16 protein-coding genes are annotated in these 17,629 nt (G+C 49.6%); 1 reads left to right on the top strand and 15 read right to left on the bottom strand.

What is annotated here, in order from left to right:
* Nucleotides 1-709 precede the first annotated feature (709 nt).
* On the top strand, nucleotides 710-1,309 hold the full coding sequence (locus tag PsAD13_RS23090; RefSeq protein WP_063308100.1) for a hypothetical protein: 600 nt from the start codon (nucleotides 710-712) through the stop codon (nucleotides 1,307-1,309).
* A gap of 8 nt (nucleotides 1,310-1,317) precedes the next feature.
* Here the strand turns inward: PsAD13_RS23090 and PsAD13_RS23095 are convergent, their stop codons facing one another.
* From PsAD13_RS23095 to PsAD13_RS23170, 15 genes are all read right to left on the bottom strand, one after another.
* The gene (locus tag PsAD13_RS23095) at nucleotides 1,318-2,082 is read right to left on the bottom strand and encodes an SDR family NAD(P)-dependent oxidoreductase (RefSeq protein WP_063319579.1); all 765 of its coding nucleotides are present in this window, start codon (nucleotides 2,080-2,082) and stop codon (nucleotides 1,318-1,320) included.
* Nucleotides 2,083-2,141: 59 nt separating this feature from the next.
* A complete protein-coding gene (locus PsAD13_RS23100; protein WP_063319580.1) occupies nucleotides 2,142-2,513 on the bottom strand; it encodes a hypothetical protein in 372 nt (123 codons plus the stop codon).
* Nucleotides 2,514-2,568: 55 nt separating this feature from the next.
* A complete protein-coding gene (locus PsAD13_RS23105) occupies nucleotides 2,569-4,644 on the bottom strand; it encodes a TonB-dependent receptor (RefSeq protein WP_063319581.1) in 2,076 nt (691 codons plus the stop codon).
* 326 nt (nucleotides 4,645-4,970) lie between these two features.
* On the bottom strand, nucleotides 4,971-5,615 hold the full coding sequence (locus PsAD13_RS23110; protein ID WP_063300196.1) for a NapC/NirT family cytochrome c: 645 nt from the start codon (nucleotides 5,613-5,615) through the stop codon (nucleotides 4,971-4,973).
* A gap of 28 nt (nucleotides 5,616-5,643) precedes the next feature.
* A complete protein-coding gene (locus tag PsAD13_RS23115; RefSeq protein WP_208980620.1) occupies nucleotides 5,644-6,087 on the bottom strand; it encodes a nitrate reductase cytochrome c-type subunit in 444 nt (147 codons plus the stop codon).
* Nucleotides 6,084-7,013 carry a quinol dehydrogenase ferredoxin subunit NapH gene (napH, locus tag PsAD13_RS23120; RefSeq protein WP_057461272.1) on the bottom strand — a complete coding sequence of 310 codons (930 nt, stop codon included), beginning with the start codon at nucleotides 7,011-7,013 and terminating at the stop codon, nucleotides 6,084-6,086. The genes PsAD13_RS23115 and napH overlap by 4 nt, the downstream gene beginning before the upstream one ends.
* Nucleotides 7,010-7,810 (bottom strand): ferredoxin-type protein NapG, encoded by an 801-nt coding sequence (napG, locus tag PsAD13_RS23125; RefSeq protein ID WP_057461271.1) that lies wholly within the window; start codon nucleotides 7,808-7,810, stop codon nucleotides 7,010-7,012. Before napG ends, napH begins: the two co-directional genes overlap by 4 nt.
* Before the next feature lie 32 nt (nucleotides 7,811-7,842).
* Nucleotides 7,843-10,332, bottom strand: a complete 2,490-nt coding sequence (gene napA / locus PsAD13_RS23130; RefSeq protein WP_063319582.1) for a nitrate reductase catalytic subunit NapA — start codon at nucleotides 10,330-10,332, stop codon at nucleotides 7,843-7,845.
* Nucleotides 10,333-10,345: 13 nt separating this feature from the next.
* Nucleotides 10,346-10,606 carry a chaperone NapD gene (locus PsAD13_RS23135; protein ID WP_063303162.1) on the bottom strand — a complete coding sequence of 87 codons (261 nt, stop codon included), beginning with the start codon at nucleotides 10,604-10,606 and terminating at the stop codon, nucleotides 10,346-10,348.
* 962 nt (nucleotides 10,607-11,568) lie between these two features.
* Nucleotides 11,569-12,849: a carbohydrate porin gene (locus tag PsAD13_RS23145; protein ID WP_208986889.1), complete on the bottom strand. Its 1,281-nt coding sequence runs from the start codon at nucleotides 12,847-12,849 to the stop codon at nucleotides 11,569-11,571.
* 199 nt (nucleotides 12,850-13,048) lie between these two features.
* Nucleotides 13,049-13,297, bottom strand: coding sequence for a hypothetical protein (locus PsAD13_RS23150; RefSeq protein ID WP_063319583.1), 249 nt, complete (start codon nucleotides 13,295-13,297; stop codon nucleotides 13,049-13,051).
* Nucleotides 13,294-13,485, bottom strand: a complete 192-nt coding sequence (locus tag PsAD13_RS23155) for a hypothetical protein (RefSeq protein ID WP_063294049.1) — start codon at nucleotides 13,483-13,485, stop codon at nucleotides 13,294-13,296. Before PsAD13_RS23155 ends, PsAD13_RS23150 begins: the two co-directional genes overlap by 4 nt.
* A gap of 3 nt (nucleotides 13,486-13,488) precedes the next feature.
* Nucleotides 13,489-15,432 carry a VWA domain-containing protein gene (locus PsAD13_RS23160; protein WP_193777088.1) on the bottom strand — a complete coding sequence of 648 codons (1,944 nt, stop codon included), beginning with the start codon at nucleotides 15,430-15,432 and terminating at the stop codon, nucleotides 13,489-13,491.
* A 5-nt stretch (nucleotides 15,433-15,437) separates the two neighbouring features.
* Entirely contained in the window at nucleotides 15,438-16,235 is a 798-nt protein-coding gene (locus PsAD13_RS23165) for a CbbQ/NirQ/NorQ/GpvN family protein (RefSeq protein ID WP_063294051.1), read from the bottom strand.
* A complete protein-coding gene (locus tag PsAD13_RS23170) occupies nucleotides 16,235-17,620 on the bottom strand; it encodes a cbb3-type cytochrome c oxidase subunit I (RefSeq protein ID WP_057461264.1) in 1,386 nt (461 codons plus the stop codon). Before PsAD13_RS23170 ends, PsAD13_RS23165 begins: the two co-directional genes overlap by 1 nt.
* Nucleotides 17,621-17,629 lie beyond the last annotated feature (9 nt).

Here is a 17,629-nt window from a genome sequence, read left to right on the forward strand (position 1 = left end):
AAACAAAACCTCCAGTAAAGAAGAAAGAATATTCCTCTTGGAAGCGGCGGAAGCTATACCACGGCCTAAAAAACAGACAAACCAAGAGTAATATCTGGTAGTAATCAACAATACATTCAATTGAACTAGACAATAATTACTATGACAATCTAGGATATTAATAGTGAGTTAACGTTAGTATTCGCAAATTAGTGTTTTAAATATTACTAAAAAATAACTAAGAACTTCTAACAGGGAAGTGTTTATTGGTCTCAATAATGACAGTGTCATCTAAATCACATAGCAACCTGATCAAGAAATAGGTTTTCGGTGACCTATGTAATATGCAGTGAATTCTCAAGGTAGCTAAAACACTGTTTGAGTGTAAAAGTTATAGGTTTATAACCAAACTTTGCCGACTAATAAAAGAACGCCATACTCTAATTTAAAGGCACAATCCGCCCAGTAACCCACATTCCTGATCGCATAAATTTCTTCACAGGTAATTCAGGAATATCTTCAGTCACTGTGGCTTATGCTCCTTTAAATCTCAGGAATCATCGAAACTAAGCCTCATTTACTTCACCAACACTCCCCAGACATTCAATCAAAGAGTCGCCAAGCAAAACCTGTCCGTCACGCTCTATAAATAACGCCTTAGCTTTGCTACCCTTGCGTTAGAAACGTAATTATAGGCTGCAAAACGAGTATTCTCAGACAGGCGCGCTTTATGCACGATCAAACCTCTCATTCACCTGACTTTGACGAACTAGACAGAATTGCCCCCAACAAGGCTGGGCGGCGAAACCTCCTGTTCGCTTTGATTGGAAACATCAATTACAGCTGGTCCAACAATGAGAGCACGTTCATCTACATCCTGCAGCATCTCATGCAGACCGACGAACTCACCGCAACTCTTGTCTTCGGCACTCTCAACACAACGAGGGCAAGGCTGGAACTGATAGAACGCCTGGCAGACGCAAAGCTAAAAAATGTTGCTCTCAAAAAGAAGCTGCGCCGCATTCTTCGCATCTTCAACGAAAGTACCCGGCTAAGAAATGAATTTAGCCACGCAACTTTCAAACAGAACCAGCAAGGCGAAATCACCCACACCCATTCCATGCGCATTCAACGCAAGAATGGACAGATCCAGCTCGGGGAAATCAAGGCAGTCGACGACGCGCGCATCACTCAAATGGGAAATGCAATCGAGAAGCTTGTGAAACTCAACCGGGAGATCTGGGCATTTCTACCCGAGCTACAGCAAGCAATGACACATACAACAGAAACCGAAGAAGGTCAGAGATCACCCCATCTCCAACCTTCCTAATCTTATCTCTATGAAGAACTGTGCTTCCCGGCTGTAAGGCCAACCAGTCGGAAATATGCCCAATAAGGGACAAACCGTAGCAGTTTCAAAGCCGTAACGAGCGGGAAAGGAAACGCAATCTCAAAGCTCTTACGGTCAAGGCCTTTCTTGATCCGTTTGGCAGCCCCTTCTGCACTCACGATAAAGGGCATAGGCAACTTGCTACTTTCAGTCATCGCGGTCTTCACAAACCCGGGATTGATGACTGAAAGAGAGAGGTTCGCCCGATCAAAACTCGGTTTCAACGCCTCACAAAGATTGATGAGCGCAGCTTTTGTAGGGCCATAACTTGCAGCGTAAGGCAGCCCTCCATACCCACTAAGCGAGGAAATGATGGCAACGTGCCCGGAGCCGCGTTCTTTCAGCAGTGGGAACAAGTTATGTATGGTCCGCACAGCACCAAAATAGTTTGTATCCATCGCACTGACGCAGACTTCCTCGGTCAATGTCGAAAGTCCACCAATGTGAAAAACACCTGCGCAATAAAGCGTCAAATCGGGCAGGCTGGCATTTTCATCAAAATCGTGGGCGGCTTGAGCTATCTGCTCATTATCCGTTACATCAAGCGGTAAACTCGTCACTGATGTGTATGTTTCTTTCAGTGCTTCAAGTCGATCAACCCGGCGGCCACTCGCAACAACCTGCCAGCCATCATCTGCATAAAGCTTGCAGAGCTCCTCACCAATCCCTGAAGTTGCCCCAATAATCCAGACAGTCTTTTTTCGAGATGTCATTCGCACTCCCCCCAAAGCAACATTAGAATTCCCGTGGGAGGAGCAAAGCATAGGAATGGCTATTGCCGCAACAACTTCTGCATGCTCAAAGCACACCAGCTCTCGCTTTTGTTTATACTCGCCTCACAACTGGCAAGGCTATCAGCCTTAGAAACAAGCAACTGACCTTTCTCAATCCTGTTGAGATAAACGAAAAGCTCCGGCTTATCGCCTTCATCATCAGCACCCGGATGTTCAAACTCAGAGATCGGAGCCGAGCTTTGATGGCAACCAGCATAATGGATCTTAAAGCGCGGCTCCGCCAAAATTTCCTTCAACGCAACAATGCCTTGCTGACATTCCTCAACACTATCTTTTTCAACGTAGGAAGCACCCACCTCACCATTCGGCCCCGCTGAACTCAGCAAAAACATGAGAAGCACGGTTTTCATGTGATGATACCCTTTTAAATACAGTCCCACCGCTATTACGGTAGGGCTTTAAAAACTAGAAGATGACACTCGCAGATAGTTTAAACGCCCGGCCCGGTGCAGTGAGTTCTTCGACTGACGGTTTATAGTCTTGGTCAAAGATGTTCTCGACAGCTGCATGCACTTTTAACCTGCGCTTTTCATCGAAATCGTAGGAAAAGCCACCTGCCAAGTTAAGCGTGGCAAAACCGTCCGCTTCATCGATACCACTGCCATCCTTCTGCCGATGCTCGCTGGAGAAGCGACTGTAAAGATCCGCATAGGCTTCAACTCCGTTATCAAAGGCCCAGGACTTCATCACGCCTAGACGGCCAGATACCAACGGCGTGTCGGTATCAAAGGTGTTGGTTGCTCCGGAACTAAATTGGCGCCGCATCAAAGTGATATTGGCATATGGTGTGACCGCCAACTCAGCAAACTGATAGGAAGCAGCAAGTTCGAGCCCCCAAGTCTTGGCCGCATCAATATTCACGTAAATATCTGAGTTTGCAGTGCACTTTGAACCATGAACTGCTGCATCACAATCAACCGATGTGATGTAGTCCTTCGCATCGGTATAAAACGCGCTCGCATCAACAATCAAATTCCCGCTGTCGAAACGCGCACCAATCTCTGCGGTCACTGACGTTTCAGGATCAAGGTCAGCGTTACCATAGATTTTTCCAGCAGGAGAAAATACTGAGCCCAACGTGCTTTGGAGGAGTGTCGGATATACATATCCCTGAGACACATGCGCTCTTAGCGCAAAATTCTCAAAGCCCGTATAGTTTAGACCCAAAGCACCCACAAATGCCTGATCGCTCTCATCCCGATCACCTGCAGTGCCTTTATTCTCACTCGCAACGAAGTAATAACGGCCACCAGCAGTTAGCGTAAGATCATCATTCAGATCCCACTCATTCTGAAGGAACGCAGACAAAGTCGTAAGTTTGGCCTCATCTCGCTCTGTAATATTGACCGGGAAGACAGGTCCAGGAACGCTGATAGTGGTCGTGCCAGTGCTGAAACTATCCTTATCCAACTGATCCTGGACAGCCTGAAAGCCGATTGAGGTCAACATGTTGTCAAACAAGGTCAGATCAGCTTGCCCATTCAGGCCGAATGTAAGCAGTTCGCTCTCAGTCTTATTCTCACGCTTCAAAACTGGCGCTCCAGGAGGAGCCAGCTCATAGTCTACAAGAGCCACACGATCAATCTGCTGGACGTATCCATCCAAATGGATTTTAGCAATGCTCTCATTTACATCGGTAAAGTCATAGAATAGGCCAACTTTGGAACGGTCGCGCTTTGGCAAGTCCATATCAAACTGACGCATCACAAACCCGATATCAGCAGGATCGGTGTAAACCTCACTTTCCTGCTCAAATCGTTCAGCCTTGATACTAAATTTATGTTGGTCGCCAGTGTAGCCAACATAGGCCGTTACACTCTGGTTTTCAAAAGCACTACCTTCCAGCGTGCCATCTGCTGTTTCGCGATCACCATGTTTGGATTTGCTAGCAGAAAACCGATAGTCCCACTGATCAATAGTCCCAGCAGCTGAGCTGAACCCCGTAATACCATTAGTAGAGGAATCGAAGGTCGTTCCGATCTCAACCTGCACGGCACGATCGGCACCCTTCTTAGTGATAATATTTACAACGCCGCCAATAGCTTTCGAGCCATGCAGGACCGAGCCCGGGCCCTTCACCACTTCTATGCGTTCGATATCAGACGGGGAAATCAGAAATACAGCACCATAAGAAGTATGATCAGAGATCTCTTGCCCATCTACGAGCACAACATTTCGCGAAGATTCTTCACCACGAATGCTGATCCGCTTCATACCTGCAACGTTGCTATCGATAATCTTGATGCCAGGAACATCACGCAGAACTTCAGTTACACTATCTGCAACAGCCCGCTCAATCTGCTCGCTCTCCACCACAGCAACGGAGCGGGTTACTTCATCCAGGCTTTGCTCACTACGCGAAGCTGTGACGACAATTGGCCCGAGCTCTTGTGGCTCTGTTTGCTCCTGAGAATATGCACCTGACTGCAGTGCGAGATAGCAGATTCCGGTCATCAAGCCGGAGACAAAACCCTTGGACATCCCTACAACCTTTAATATGAGTTAATTACTCATATTATTGGATTGAGATATCTATCAATGTAAAAATAGCCACTCAAGTAAAATACATGAATATAATACTCATATTTGTGTCATTTTAAACACATCTCAGGTTGCTTCTCCTTACTTCATTTGATTTGGATCAAGCAATCACACAGACAAGAGCTTCTGGCAGATGACAATCAGCAGTTTCGTCAACGGCTGATTCGACTCACTTACTTTGGTAGGAGCAAAGAAAAACCCACCTTCGAGAACTCTCAAAGGTGGGTTACTACTCTAGCGCCCTATGCAACTAGCCTAAGCGATGCTTAGTCATAAACAGCAGAGACGTTCTCTTTGTAAGCTTCCAGCGCGTTGGCTGGCAGGCTGTGGGCGATGCCTTGGTGGCAATCAATACAGGTCTTGCCTTCCTTGAATGCATCAGAGTGAGCGGCAGAGGCACGACCTTCCTGAAGAACGAAGTCCATAGAGTTGAACTCATGACAGTTGCGGCACTCGCGACTATCGGTCTTCTTCATTGCAGTCCAAACATTAGTCGCCAGTTGAAGACGCTTCTCCTCAAACTTCTCCGGACTATCAATAGAGCCCAGAGCCTTGTGATATAGCTCTCTGGAAGCTTGTACTTTGCGAACCACCTTATGCACCCACTCTTTTGGCACATGACAGTCCGGGCATGTTGCCCGCACGCCAGATGCATTCGCATAGTGGGCCGTCTCAGTATACTCCGCATAAACATTTGCTTCCATCTCATGACAGCCGATGCAGAATTCTTCGGTATTCGTCATCTCCATGGACCAGTTGAAACTACCCCAAAAAACCACACCGACAACAACGCCAATCAGCAACAGAGCGCCTGCAGAAATTGTCGTTGCAGGATGTCTCAAAAACCGCCAGATCCGTTTGAACAAGCCAGGTCCCTGATCTTTACTGGGAATTGCGCCTTGATTGCTCATATTAAATTCCTCCAGTCAGAAGTGCCATCTAGCGTTCGCTTGACGGAGTAAATTCATTCTCCACCAGCGGATCAGCATCGACTTGAGGAACATGGCATTGCGTACAGAACCAGCGTGTACCTGCAACCCGGTCCAGCTGACGTCCTTCACGGTCTGCATAATGTGTCATGGACAAGGTTGGTGCTTTTTTCTCCCCTGCATTGGCCCAGTCATGGCACGTCAGACACTGGTTGACTTTCAGGTCAACCTGATAAGCCTCAGTCTTGTGTGGCACCAATGGTGGTTGCTGACGGAACTCACGGTTCACCCGAGTGTTTTGCGGGCGAGCAATCGGCTCGACGAAGACAGGTTCATCAACCTGTACACCCCGCAATGACTTTACCCCCTCTGCATGTGCGCTCAAGGCAGCAAAGCCGGTAAGGTGCAAAACCGCCATAATGGTGATAGCCTTCCAAGGCACTCCCGTTTTCATTTGTGACCTCCCATAGCTTTGGTCGTGACCGGATCGCGGGGGCCCGGTTCGATTGAAGTAGGTTGAATAAGTTGAGTATCGAAACGATGGGTGAAACTGAAAACATCCAGATCGCATACGTCGATACAGCGACCACAAGACGTACAGTCTCGATTTACAATCAGCGGGGTATCATCCCCTTTGCCTCGCAAAGCCGGAGAGATTACGTGGATCTCGGGGCAAACCTCGAAGCAGTCCATACAGTCATCACAAGCATCCCGGTTCTTCGCAGAAACCCGCAGCAAGCTCTTGGTGTTGAGCAGCCCATAGACAGCCCCCATAGGACAAAGGTGCCCACACCAACCATGCCGGGAGACAAAGGTGTCGAATAAAAACACCATCAACACCGCAGCCCAGGCAAACCCCATGCCGAACACCAATCCGCGGTGCAGCAAGGTCACGGGATTGACTAGCTCATAAGCAAGAGAGCCAGATCCGGCAGCAACCAGCAGCGTCATGGCCAGCACCCAATATCGGGTGTGCTTTTTCGGTTGCCATCCTTTTTTCAGATCAAGCTTGCGGTGCAACCAGTTGGCGCTATCAGTCACGACGTTCATGGGACAAACCCATGAGCAATACAGCCGGCCGCCAAACACCGCGTAAAAGCCAACCACAATGGCAACACCAATCAAACCTGTCAGTTCAGGCCAATGTCCTGTCACCATCGTCTGCAGCAGCAGGAAGGGATCTGTCAGCGGAAGGATATCCAGCGTCATGCTGGAGGTCAGTGTTCCTTTGACTATCCAGAGGCCTGCCCACGGCCCTGCAAGGAAGAGAGCCAGAATGAGCAATTGCGAGCTCCGTCTGAGTAACAGAAATCTGTTGCGCAGCACCCAGCTTCTCTTCTTCTCTTTTGGTACATGAGCGTCTAATGCATGAGTGGTCATGGCCGCCCCTTCCCTGGCTGGAATACGGGCTCAAACCCACCAGCATCCGGCACACGATCAGGCAGATCAATCACACCGGGAACCAACGCATTTCCTGCTTTGGCTTTTTCCTCCCAACCAAGCCGGTAGTGCTCAGCACTCTCAGCTCTGGCAATTCGGCGAGGAAGAACCTTGATTGCAGCTTCTGGCAACACACACGACTGCTCGCATTTACCGCAACCCGTGCAGACGTCTGCATAGACAGTTGGCGAAAAGACTGCGTGACTACCGGTCCGCGTGTTTGGTGTCATTTCGAGTGTGATCGCTTCATCAATCAGCGGGCAAACCCGATAACAAACCTCACAACGCAAACCGAGGAAGTTAAGGCAGTTCTCCTGGTCAATCAGAACAGCCACACCCATATCAGCATCGTCGATATCGGTGAGAGAATGATCCAGTGCCCCTGTCGGACAGGCAGCAACACAAGGAATATCCTCACACATTTCACAAGGCACATCGCGGGCTGTAAAGTATGGCGTTCCTGTTGCCGGGCCAGTTTCACCAAGCTCGGCGAGTTTCAGCGTGTCATATGGGCAATCGCGAACACACAGTCCGCATCGCACACACGCACTCAAAAACTCTTCTTCAGAGAGAGCTCCGGGCGGTCTGATGGCGTCGGCAGGAAAAGCCTTAGCCTGCGCCTGATAGACCGTCAGAAACGTCGCAGCAACAGCACAGCCACACGCTGTGCGGGCCGCGTCGCCAAGAAACTGGCGACGCTTTGCACTGCTGAGGCCTGTCTTTTTGAGATCAGACATGGTTCTTATCCATTGCTGCTCAGAGGGTTGCTCTAAGCGCTTTCCACCTTACAAGCGCACTTTTTGTAGTCGGTTTCTTTCGAAATCGGACAAGTGGCATCGAGTGTAAGCTTGTTGGTCAACTGGTTTGCATCGAAGAAAGGCATGTAAACCAAGCCTTTTGGAACCTTGTTCCGGCCCCTGGTTTCCAGGCGTGTCAGCACTTCACCACGACGAGTGGAGATAGTGACTTCCTGCCCTCTTCGAAGACCACGCTCCCGCGCATCTTGCGGATGCATAAACAGAACAGCAGACGGGAATGCCCGATGAAGCTCTGGGACGCGCTGCGTCATGGAGCCTGTATGCCAGTGTTCAAGCACACGACCGGTGCAGAGCCAGAGGTCATACTCGTTGTCTGGCACTTCTGCTGGCGGCTCATAAGGTGCGAAGATGATGTTCGCCTTGCCATCAGGCTTACCGTAGAATTTAACGCCTTCACCTTTTTTAACGTAAGGATCGTACCCCTCGCGGAAGCGATAGAGTGTTTCCTTGCCATCAACCACTGGCCAGCGGAGACCCCTCGCTTTGTGGTAGACATCAAAGTCAGCCAAGTCGTGCGCATGGCCACGCCCAAATTCGGCATATTCTTCAAACAACCCTTTTTGAACGTAGAAGCCGAAGTCTTCAGACTCATGGTTATTGAAGCCTTCTTTGACTTCAGAGACCGGGAACTTATCGACGACCCCATTGGCATAAAGCACTTCAAAGAGTGTCTTGCCGCGCAACTCAGGCATTTTGGCAAGCAGTTCTTCAGGCCAGACTTCTTCTGTCTTGAAGTACTTAGAGAACTCCATAACCTGCCAGACATCTGACATGGCTTCACCCGGAGCTTTCACCTGCTGACGCCAGAACTGGGTACGGCGCTCTGCGTTACCATAGGCCCCTTCTTTTTCCACCCACATAGCTGTTGGCAGAATAAGATCAGCAGCCATTGCTGTAACGGTTGGATATGGATCAGAGACAACAATAAAGTTCTCAGGATTACGATACCCCGGCCAGCCTTCCTCGTTCATATTAGGAGCTGCTTGCAGGTTATTCGTGCACTGAACCCAATAGGCATTCAACTTGCCATCTTTAAGCATGCGATGATGCAGAACTGCATGGTACCCAGGCTTGGCAGGAATTGTTCCTTCAGGAATTTTCCAGGCAGTCTCACAGATTTCACGGTGCTTAGGATTTTTGACCACCATGTCTGCAGGCAGACGGTGCGCAAATGTTCCGACCTCACGGGCAGTACCACATGCAGATGGCTGACCCGTCAGCGAAAATGGACCATTGCCAGGCTCAGAGATCTTACCAGTGAGAAGATGAATGTTGTAGCAAAGGCTGTTCACCCAGCTGCCGCGTGAGTGCTGATTAAAGCCCATTGTCCAGAGAGACATAACCTTGCGGTTAGGATCAGCATAGATCTTCGCCAGCTTCAGAAGTTTTTCAGCCGGAACGCCAGACATTTCTTCTGTATACTCAAGCGTATACTTGGAAACGAGCTGCTTATACTCCTCAAAGTCGATCTTGGAGATCTTACCAGAGCCAGCATTTTCAGCAGCCTGCTCGCGCGGATCATTCGGACGCAAACCGTAACCGATATCTGTCGCAGTTTTGGTGATGTTGACGTGCTTATTGACGAAGTCCCAGTTCACCGCATCATTTTCAATGATGTAGTTAGCGATGAAGTTGAGGATCACCAGATCAGTCTGTGGCGTGAACATCATGCCGTTGTCAGCAAGTTCAAAGCAACGGTGCTCGAAAGTAGAAAGCACATGAACTTCACAGCCCGGCTTGGTCAGACGGGTATCTGTAATACGTGACCAAAGGATTGGGTGCATCTCTGCCATGTTCGAGCCCCAAAGCACGAATGCATCGGCAAGCTCCATGTCATCATAACAACCCATCGGCTCATCAATACCGAAGGTCCGAATAAAACCTGCCACAGCTGACGCCATGCAATGGCGAGCATTCGGATCAATGTTGTTAGAGCGCAGACCAGCCTTCATAAATTTGGAAGCAGCATACCCTTCCCAGATAGTCCACTGACCAGAACCAAACATACCGACTGCGGTTGGGCCTTTTTCCTTCAATGCATCCTTGAATTTTTCGGACATGACAGTGAAAGCTTCATCCCAGGAGACAGGCTCAAACTCACCATGCTTGTCATAGACGCCAGCGGTCTTACGTAGAAGCGGTGTTGTCAGACGATCCTTGCCGTACATGATCTTGGAAAGGAAATAGCCTTTGATACAGTTCAAACCGCGGTTCACTGGTGCATCAGGATCACCTTGTGTGGCGACAACACGGTCGTCCTTAACACCTACAAGGAGAGAGCAACCTGTTCCGCAAAAGCGGCAAACAGCCTTGTCCCAGCGTATATCGGAGGCTTTTCCCTGAGCCTCGGCGGACTTTGGTAAAGCGATACCAGCTGCAGAAGCAGTTGCTGCAACCGCTGCTGACTTTATAATATCTCTGCGAGATGCCGTGATTGACATGTTTTGCCTCCCGTTAGGCCGCCTTCAAGTCAGGGTCGGTGTTTGGTTCGAATTGATGATAGGTAAGACCAGCGGACACGACGCCTGGCGTCCGGTGAATTTCCAGCACCTGCTGATCAGCGAAGGTCTCTTCCGTATCCTCTGCAGTCACAACAAGCTGGTTTGTATCCTCTTTGGTGATATGAACTTCCACGCCCGGCAGGGCGGACAATGCTTCAGAAACCTCTTGGGTTTTCCCCGCTAAGCAATTAACGAGAACGCCGCAAATGTTCATAGAACCTCCTCTTGGAGTTTAATTTCGCGCATTTCGATGGATCCATTGGGACAGGCAACAAGGCAGGCACCACACCCGGTACAAGCCTCACTGTCCAAATCAGGAATTTGCTGGCCACCTAGGCCAAGATGAAATCGGATTGCCCTCATCTCACAAAAGTCAGCGCAGGCCCGGCACGCGATCTTTTGATAGGAAAGGCAGTTGGAGCCGATCGTGGCTTTCATCGCCCAGGGAGCGTCTTCAGTCTTAACGAGCGCTCCCTTTTTGCAAACGTCGACGCACGCTTCACAGAAGGTGCAGGATCCCACTCCAAAATCGACAACAGCCAATCTGCTCCGCTCAGAAATTCGAAGGATCTTTTCAGGACACGCAGAAACACAATCACCGCAACCGGTGCATACATCGGAAAATTCAACTTCACCAATACTGTAAGGCGGACACGGCTTATCCTCCGCATACTTGGACATACCAAGAAAATGCCGCCTTCCCATCTGCGCTTTCATGATAGAATCAACTTCTCAACTGAACTGAGAAAAATATATCAACGAGATTACTTTTGTATTTTGATTGCAATCAAATTGAATGCTTCAGAAATACTAGTACGAATAACTCAAGATTTAAATTTAACTTGAGTTTACATCTCACGTTTCCGTGATAGTTTAGCTTTCGTCCACATTTCAAATTACTTCAAACTAAACTAATTTAGTGATTTCTGAAGTAACGTCAGTACGTTCATCAAAGCCCCCCAAAATCCGGACCTGAAACCGACTATTTTAAAGCTGAAATTTTGTACTGCTTTTGTGGAGGCTGATGCACTTTGTAAAACTATTACGCACACTCAAAAACATAAAGATTACAGTGGATTTCCACGTACTTTTTCTTGGTCGTGTGCTGATGTTTTTTGCAAGTGATTTGCACTCTCGAAAACGAGCTATTTTTCTGAAAAAACAACGTCTTTAGGCTTAAAAATCAACGGACATTTCGAAGCCAACAACCCATGCATCAGAGATATTTGTCTGGCCATTTGGGTTCACCACATACTGCCCATCGACCGTCGTATAGAACCATTCCGTAAACTGAAAACGATGGTTCACCTCAAACACAAGTTCATAGGTCTGGCCTGGCAGGTCATCACTGAAGAAACCAAGATAAAATGCACCCGCTGTGATGTCGTTATCCCGGCTATCAAGCAGTCCTTTGTAGTAGGCACCACCACTCACTCCATAAGGCAAACTGTTGATGCTTTGTTGTAGCGCAAGCGTGAAAAGCCCCCAGAGATTAAGGCCTTGATCCGGTTGCTCTTCATAGACCATCTGGTTCGCTATGAAATAGAGCCCCCAGTTGCCCTCTTCCGTCGCGTTTGCATCGGTGAAAGGCGTGTAATCACTGGTGTCATAATAACCGCCAAGCATATACCGGCCTGGCAAGTAAGCACTGGTCTTCTCCTGCCCAACCAGAACCCCACCTTCTGCAATCACCAACACGCCGTCTTCGGGATTGAACTTGAAGTTAAATCCTTGATCTTCGTTGTCCTGCGCATTCAAGTCCGCGTTGTATGCACCGACAGAAAGGTAGAGAAAGTCCTCTGGTTTCACTGTTCCCCGAACACCCCACTGGCTGAAAGGGGGAGTAGTAAATGAAGGCAAGTTTTCAAGAAGCTGGGCCGGGTTTCCATTAACAGCGCTGTTGACATAAAGCGGGAAAGCCTCACTGAACGCAAAGTCCGCCCCCGCAGAAAGTCGACCTATCGCAATCTCCACCCGATCATTCGCCAGCGTCTGCAAAATGTTCATCTGCGAGACACCGAAAACATCGCCGATAAAGATCTGCGCCACATCAAAAACGTTATTGATGTCTTCACCAGACAAATCTCGCCCAAGCCCCTGATACAAACCAAGACTGAAACTGGTTCCGCTCAAGCCCATCAGTTTTTCAAAGTCAAAGTTGATATTGGCCCCGAGCGCTCCGGCATAAGCGGCACTTTGCCGTTCTCCTCCAACCGGATTTGCCATGATATCGTGGGTGTAATTCAACTCCGGATCGATACCCATATCGTTGAGCTTCGTCCGATACCCGCCCCAGTCTCCGGTAGCAGTCTCCCAATCGCCCCAGTTCAATGGCCAACGAGAACCTTGCGCCTGCGCTATGCCGTTGAAAAGTACATAAAACCAAAGACATGCGAGCAGCAGGCCACGCCACTTCATCAAACTTGCCAGTGAGGTTAGAGCAACAGACGCTCGCAACTGTTGTTTCTCCTGTCAGGAAACACCAAATCAGATGGAACGCAGCACAACTCCAGCGGGACAACGCTATGCTGGCACATTAATTTTTGCTTCTGAATTGATAAAACTATCAATCAGAACAATCAGATGGCCACAGCGCACAAAAAAAGCGCGATCCTTGTAGATCGCGCTCGACTTCCGATGCTTGCAAAACAGATGGTTAGTCCAGCAAACCATCCGATTTATCCATCAGATAACGGATATGTTTTGCAAAGGGATACGCAAACGGATAGCCCAATACAACACCGCCAGCCATCGCAAGATAAGGTGACATCACTGGCCATCCAACCCATGAGAAAATCAGCGACAAAAAGAAGAGGTTGATACCGACCGCTCCAATACCCAGTGGGTAAAGGTAGAGTGCCAGCCTTCTTACACTGATGCGATAGCTGAGGTCTTCTTCACTCATCTGCCTTTTACAACCCGGTGCACGACATAAAGTGAGACAACAAGCATAACAGTAGCAAGACCAAACCACAGCTCAGCAGTCGCACTTTGCGGCTGAGGCACAGGACGTTGGTATCCGGAAACTGCAGCCATTGCGGACAAAGGCAGCAGACCTGCCATAAAGCCCATAACCATATAGAAAAGCTTCATAATCTAATACTCCCTTGTCAAGCTTCTATAGATATCCGGTAGCGCACGTGTCAGACGTTCCGGATTTGGAAAGAGCGTATAACCACCTTTGCCAAAGATACGGGCAAACCAATCCTGCCCATCCTCATCAACAATCACACCATGAACAGCCATGCCCAGTTTGCGGGCTTCACGAACAGCCATATGACTGTCTTCAATTCCGTGAATGCCTTCATAGTGATCAAGATCGTTCGGCTTTCCATCTGTTAGTACAATCAAAAGCTTCCGCTGTGTTTGCTGCAAGGCAAGCTGCGCAGTGGTATGCCGGATCGCCGCTCCCAAACGGGTGTAGTAACACGGCTTGAGCCCGCCAATCTTTGCAATCACCTCATCCGTCATCGGCTCGTTGAAATCTTTGGCTTTGTTCATGAAAACCCGGTCGCGTTTCAATGAAGAAAAGCCCCAGACCCCCAGATGATCGCCACTTGCATCAACTCCGCCAGACAAAGCAGCAAGCGCGGCCCCCGCAATCTCGATAACATTGGAATCGCCAACCGCACTCTCAGTAGAACGGGATGTATCAAGCAACATAGCAACGGATAGATCGCGCTCAACCGCACGTGAATCCTGGAAGATCCGATCGGATGCGTAACCTGAAGCCTTTAGATCAACCTGAGCCGTCACCAAAGCATCCAGATCCAGCTCGCTGCCTTCAGCCTGACGCATCTGCATGATCCGCTTTGGACGCAACGCTTCAAACTGGCGCTTCACCTGACGAATGCGGCGCTTATGGTAAGGATCCGTCAGCAGCACGCTCTCATAATCAGGCTCGGCATCCTTCTCCAGAACGCGGCAATGATCCTCCAAAAACTTACGTTGGCGGTGATCCCACTCAGGATATGTGAATTTGTCGGAAAGGCGTTCGTGGTCTGCATCTTCTGGAGACAAATCCAGATGCAGCCGCAACCGTGTCGCTGCTTTCCGCTGATTTTTCGAAAGGCTGATATAATCCTGATCATCAGCAGCTTTCTGCGCATTTTCCTCTTCGTCGTCATCGGTACTACGATTGAGGTTCATGCTTTCTACCCAGGAGAGGATCGCCTCAAACCGATGTAGAATAAAACTGTCTTTACGATCCGCCTGCTCCCGCTTTTCGCGTTTAGCTTTGCGTTTCGTTGTTGCACTTGATCCTTGCGGAGTTGGCGGAGCCTGCTCATCCGAGCGCTCTTCACCACGCTCACCGTTGACCAACTCGCTGGAAATCCAGATCGGTACAGGTGCAAAGGTGCAATATCCGCGCGGAGCTGTCAGCTTCCAGCGCTCATCAACACATTCCATCGCCTTGCGAATTGTTGCACTTGTGCTGGTGACAGCCCGCGGGCCGCCAAGCAATTCAAGAACAATAGCTTCAACTGCAGCTTCCCACTCAGGAAGGCTTGGACGCTTACGGGTTTGCAGAAGAAACTCGCAGGACTGACGGAAGAAATCATGGAGACCAACGCACTTGCCCCAAACACGTTCAATCGCCTGTTTGGCCAAAGCCAATGCCTGAACATCCGCCTGCAACGGATCCTCTGGCTTTGCCTGCACATCGCAGTTCGCTGCAAATGCAGCAAGCCAGATGTAATGGGCCCGGTTCATTTCGGCCTCTGGAAAAACGCCAAGAACCGGAGGAAGTCTCAAACGTTCGCCGTCAAACTCTGGCAGAAAGATTGTTTCTGCAGCGTTGCCGAGCTTACGTTTTACGGGCATACGGTAGGTTGAAGCCGTCGCCGGAGCTTGACTGATCTCGACTTTAGCTTCACCACCTAACCCGCGAAACACCACTTGTACGGAGGTGCGAAGCTTAGCCAGCTCGACCTCCATATCCTCATGGTGCACTGGAGCACCCAGGCTTGAAGCATAATCATGCCACAGATTACCTACGGCTTCTTCAGGCTCTAAAAACTCCAGTATTTGCTCTTTCATCAGGCTCACCCGTAAACAACTGCGATCAAATCACGAAGCGCAACCTGAACATCAGGCTCATCACTCAGTGGCTCAACAACAGAGTATTGCAGTGCTTTCTCGACTGGCATACCACCAGCAATCAGGGATGCAGCATAAATCAGCAAGCGAGTGGAAACACCCTCTTCCAGATCCAGGCTGGAAAGACCGCGGATATGGCCGGCAAGACGAACCAAGGATTTGGAACGCTCAACATCCAGTCCGCTTTCTTTAGCAACGACCTGTATCTCGGTTTCCGCATCAGGAAAATCGAAGGTCGTGGAGAGGAAGCGCTGCCGTGTGGAAGGCTTCATCTGCTTCAGAACGTTCTGATAGCCGGGGTTGTAGCTGGCAACGAGCATGAAGTTCGGAGGAGCTTGCAGCTCTTCGCCAGTTCTCTCAATGATGAGACGACGACGGTTATCGGTCAGCGGGTGCAAAACAACCGCGACGTCTTTCCGTGCTTCGATCACTTCATCAAGATAGCAGATCGCACCTTCGCGAACAGCGCGGGTCAGCGGGCCATCAACCCACTCAGTCACGCCGCCTTTAAGCAGGTAACGACCAATAAGGTCTGCTGCGGAAAGATCATCGTGGCAAGCCACAGTGTAGATCGGGCGACCCAGCTTTGCGGCCATGTGTTCCACAAAGCGGGTTTTGCCGCAGCCCGTCGGCCCCTTCAAAAGAAGGGGCAGACCTTTGTTAAAAGCCGTTTCAAATAATGCACATTCATCGGCGATAGGCTGATAATAGGGCACATCAAAAACGTGGTTCTGTACAGTCATTAACGACCACCTTCCAGAACTGCTTGGGCTTCAGGAGTACTACCGGTCGTTGGTTTGGAACCAGAGTTCGCTGTGAACAATTCCTTGCGCGGTACGAGCAGGGAGTAGATGAACAGCAGAGCACCAATCACAACAGCCGCACCAGCACCGAAGCGCATGATGTAGAACACTGTCAGCTGGTCCTGTACGGACATGAAGTCTTCACCAACAACACGCTGCATGTGTGTCTGGATGGTTCCAGCAAATGTCAGCACGAAGGTCATGAAGGACATACCACCAGTCATGAGCCAGAAGCTGCCCATGTTGAGAACCTGATTGTATGGGTTACGACCCTTAAGCAATGGCATTGCGTAAGTGAAGATCGCAAGGTTCAGAGCAACGTATGCGCCGAAGAAGGCAAGGTGACCGTGCGCTGCAGTGATCTGTGTACCATGTGAGTAGAAGTTCACACCGTGCAGAGTATGCAGGAAGCCCCATACGCCAGCGCCGAAGAACGCGACAGTTGCGGAACCGAGAGACCACAGCAGTGCTGCTTTGTTTGGATGGTTCTTACGACCTTTCCAGACCATGACGAAGGAGAAGGTCATCATCAGGAAGAATGGTATGACTTCCAGAGTAGAGAAGACGGAACCAATCCACTGCCAGTAGCCAGGCAAGCCAATCCAATAATAGTGGTGTCCTGTACCAAGAATACCGGAGAACAGAGCAGTCGCTACGATGATGTAGAGCCACTTCTCGATCACTTCGCGGTCAACACCGGTGAGTTTCAGCATCAGGAAGCCAAGGATGGAAGCCATCACAAGTTCCCAGGTACCTTCTACCCAAAGGTGAACAACGTACCACCAGTACATTTTATCAAGGCTCAGGTTGTCTGGGTTGTAGAATGCAAACAGCCACAGCAGGGAAAGAGCCCAAAGGCCAATCACCAGAATGTTTGTGATCGCAGTCTTACGACCTTTCAACACAGTCATTGAGATGTTGAAGAGGAAGATCAACGCAGCAACAAGAATGCCGACTTTAACCCAGAGCGGCTGCTCGAGGAATTCACGACCTTCATGGATGCCCATGATGTAGCTGACAACAGCACCCAGTGTACCAACCACGAGAATGATCAGCTGAATGTAAGCGAGTTTAACAGAGTGGATCTCACGCTCGCTCTCTTCCGGGATGATGAAGTAAGCCGCACCAAAGAAGCCCAGCAGAAGCCAGACGATCAGTGCGTTGGTATGCAACATGCGAACGATGTTGAACGGCAGCAACTCCGAAAGGAAGTTAGGTGCAACATAAATCCAGCCAGCGAGCAAACCGCCCAGAACCTGGATTGCGAATAGGCCAAGCGCAGCTACGAAGTAGGCATACGCGACTTTTTGAGAACTGTATTTCATAATACCACC

Origin of the sequence: Pseudovibrio sp. Ad13, from assembly GCF_001623225.1 — a bacterium.
GTDB lineage: Bacteria > Pseudomonadota > Alphaproteobacteria > Rhizobiales > Stappiaceae > Pseudovibrio.

Excerpts from the sequence above, each read along its gene's own strand:
- PsAD13_RS23090 (WP_063308100.1), top strand. The coding sequence starts at position 710 with ATGCACGATCAAACCTCTCATTCACCTGACTTTGACGAACTAGACAGA.
- PsAD13_RS23095 (WP_063319579.1), bottom strand. The coding sequence starts at position 2,082 with ATGACATCTCGAAAAAAGACTGTCTGGATTATTGGGGCAACTTCAGGG.
- PsAD13_RS23100 (WP_063319580.1), bottom strand. The coding sequence starts at position 2,513 with ATGAAAACCGTGCTTCTCATGTTTTTGCTGAGTTCAGCGGGGCCGAAT.
- PsAD13_RS23105 (WP_063319581.1), bottom strand. The coding sequence starts at position 4,644 with ATGTCCAAGGGTTTTGTCTCCGGCTTGATGACCGGAATCTGCTATCTC.
- PsAD13_RS23110 (WP_063300196.1), bottom strand. The coding sequence starts at position 5,615 with ATGAGCAATCAAGGCGCAATTCCCAGTAAAGATCAGGGACCTGGCTTG.
- PsAD13_RS23115 (WP_208980620.1), bottom strand. The coding sequence starts at position 6,087 with ATGAAAACGGGAGTGCCTTGGAAGGCTATCACCATTATGGCGGTTTTG.
- napH (WP_057461272.1), bottom strand. The coding sequence starts at position 7,013 with ATGACCACTCATGCATTAGACGCTCATGTACCAAAAGAGAAGAAGAGA.
- napG (WP_057461271.1), bottom strand. The coding sequence starts at position 7,810 with ATGTCTGATCTCAAAAAGACAGGCCTCAGCAGTGCAAAGCGTCGCCAG.
- napA (WP_063319582.1), bottom strand. The coding sequence starts at position 10,332 with ATGTCAATCACGGCATCTCGCAGAGATATTATAAAGTCAGCAGCGGTT.
- PsAD13_RS23135 (WP_063303162.1), bottom strand. The coding sequence starts at position 10,606 with ATGAACATTTGCGGCGTTCTCGTTAATTGCTTAGCGGGGAAAACCCAA.
- PsAD13_RS23150 (WP_063319583.1), bottom strand. The coding sequence starts at position 13,297 with ATGAGTGAAGAAGACCTCAGCTATCGCATCAGTGTAAGAAGGCTGGCA.
- PsAD13_RS23155 (WP_063294049.1), bottom strand. The coding sequence starts at position 13,485 with ATGAAGCTTTTCTATATGGTTATGGGCTTTATGGCAGGTCTGCTGCCT.
- PsAD13_RS23160 (WP_193777088.1), bottom strand. The coding sequence starts at position 15,432 with ATGAAAGAGCAAATACTGGAGTTTTTAGAGCCTGAAGAAGCCGTAGGT.
- PsAD13_RS23165 (WP_063294051.1), bottom strand. The coding sequence starts at position 16,235 with ATGACTGTACAGAACCACGTTTTTGATGTGCCCTATTATCAGCCTATC.
- PsAD13_RS23170 (WP_057461264.1), bottom strand. The coding sequence starts at position 17,620 with ATGAAATACAGTTCTCAAAAAGTCGCGTATGCCTACTTCGTAGCTGCG.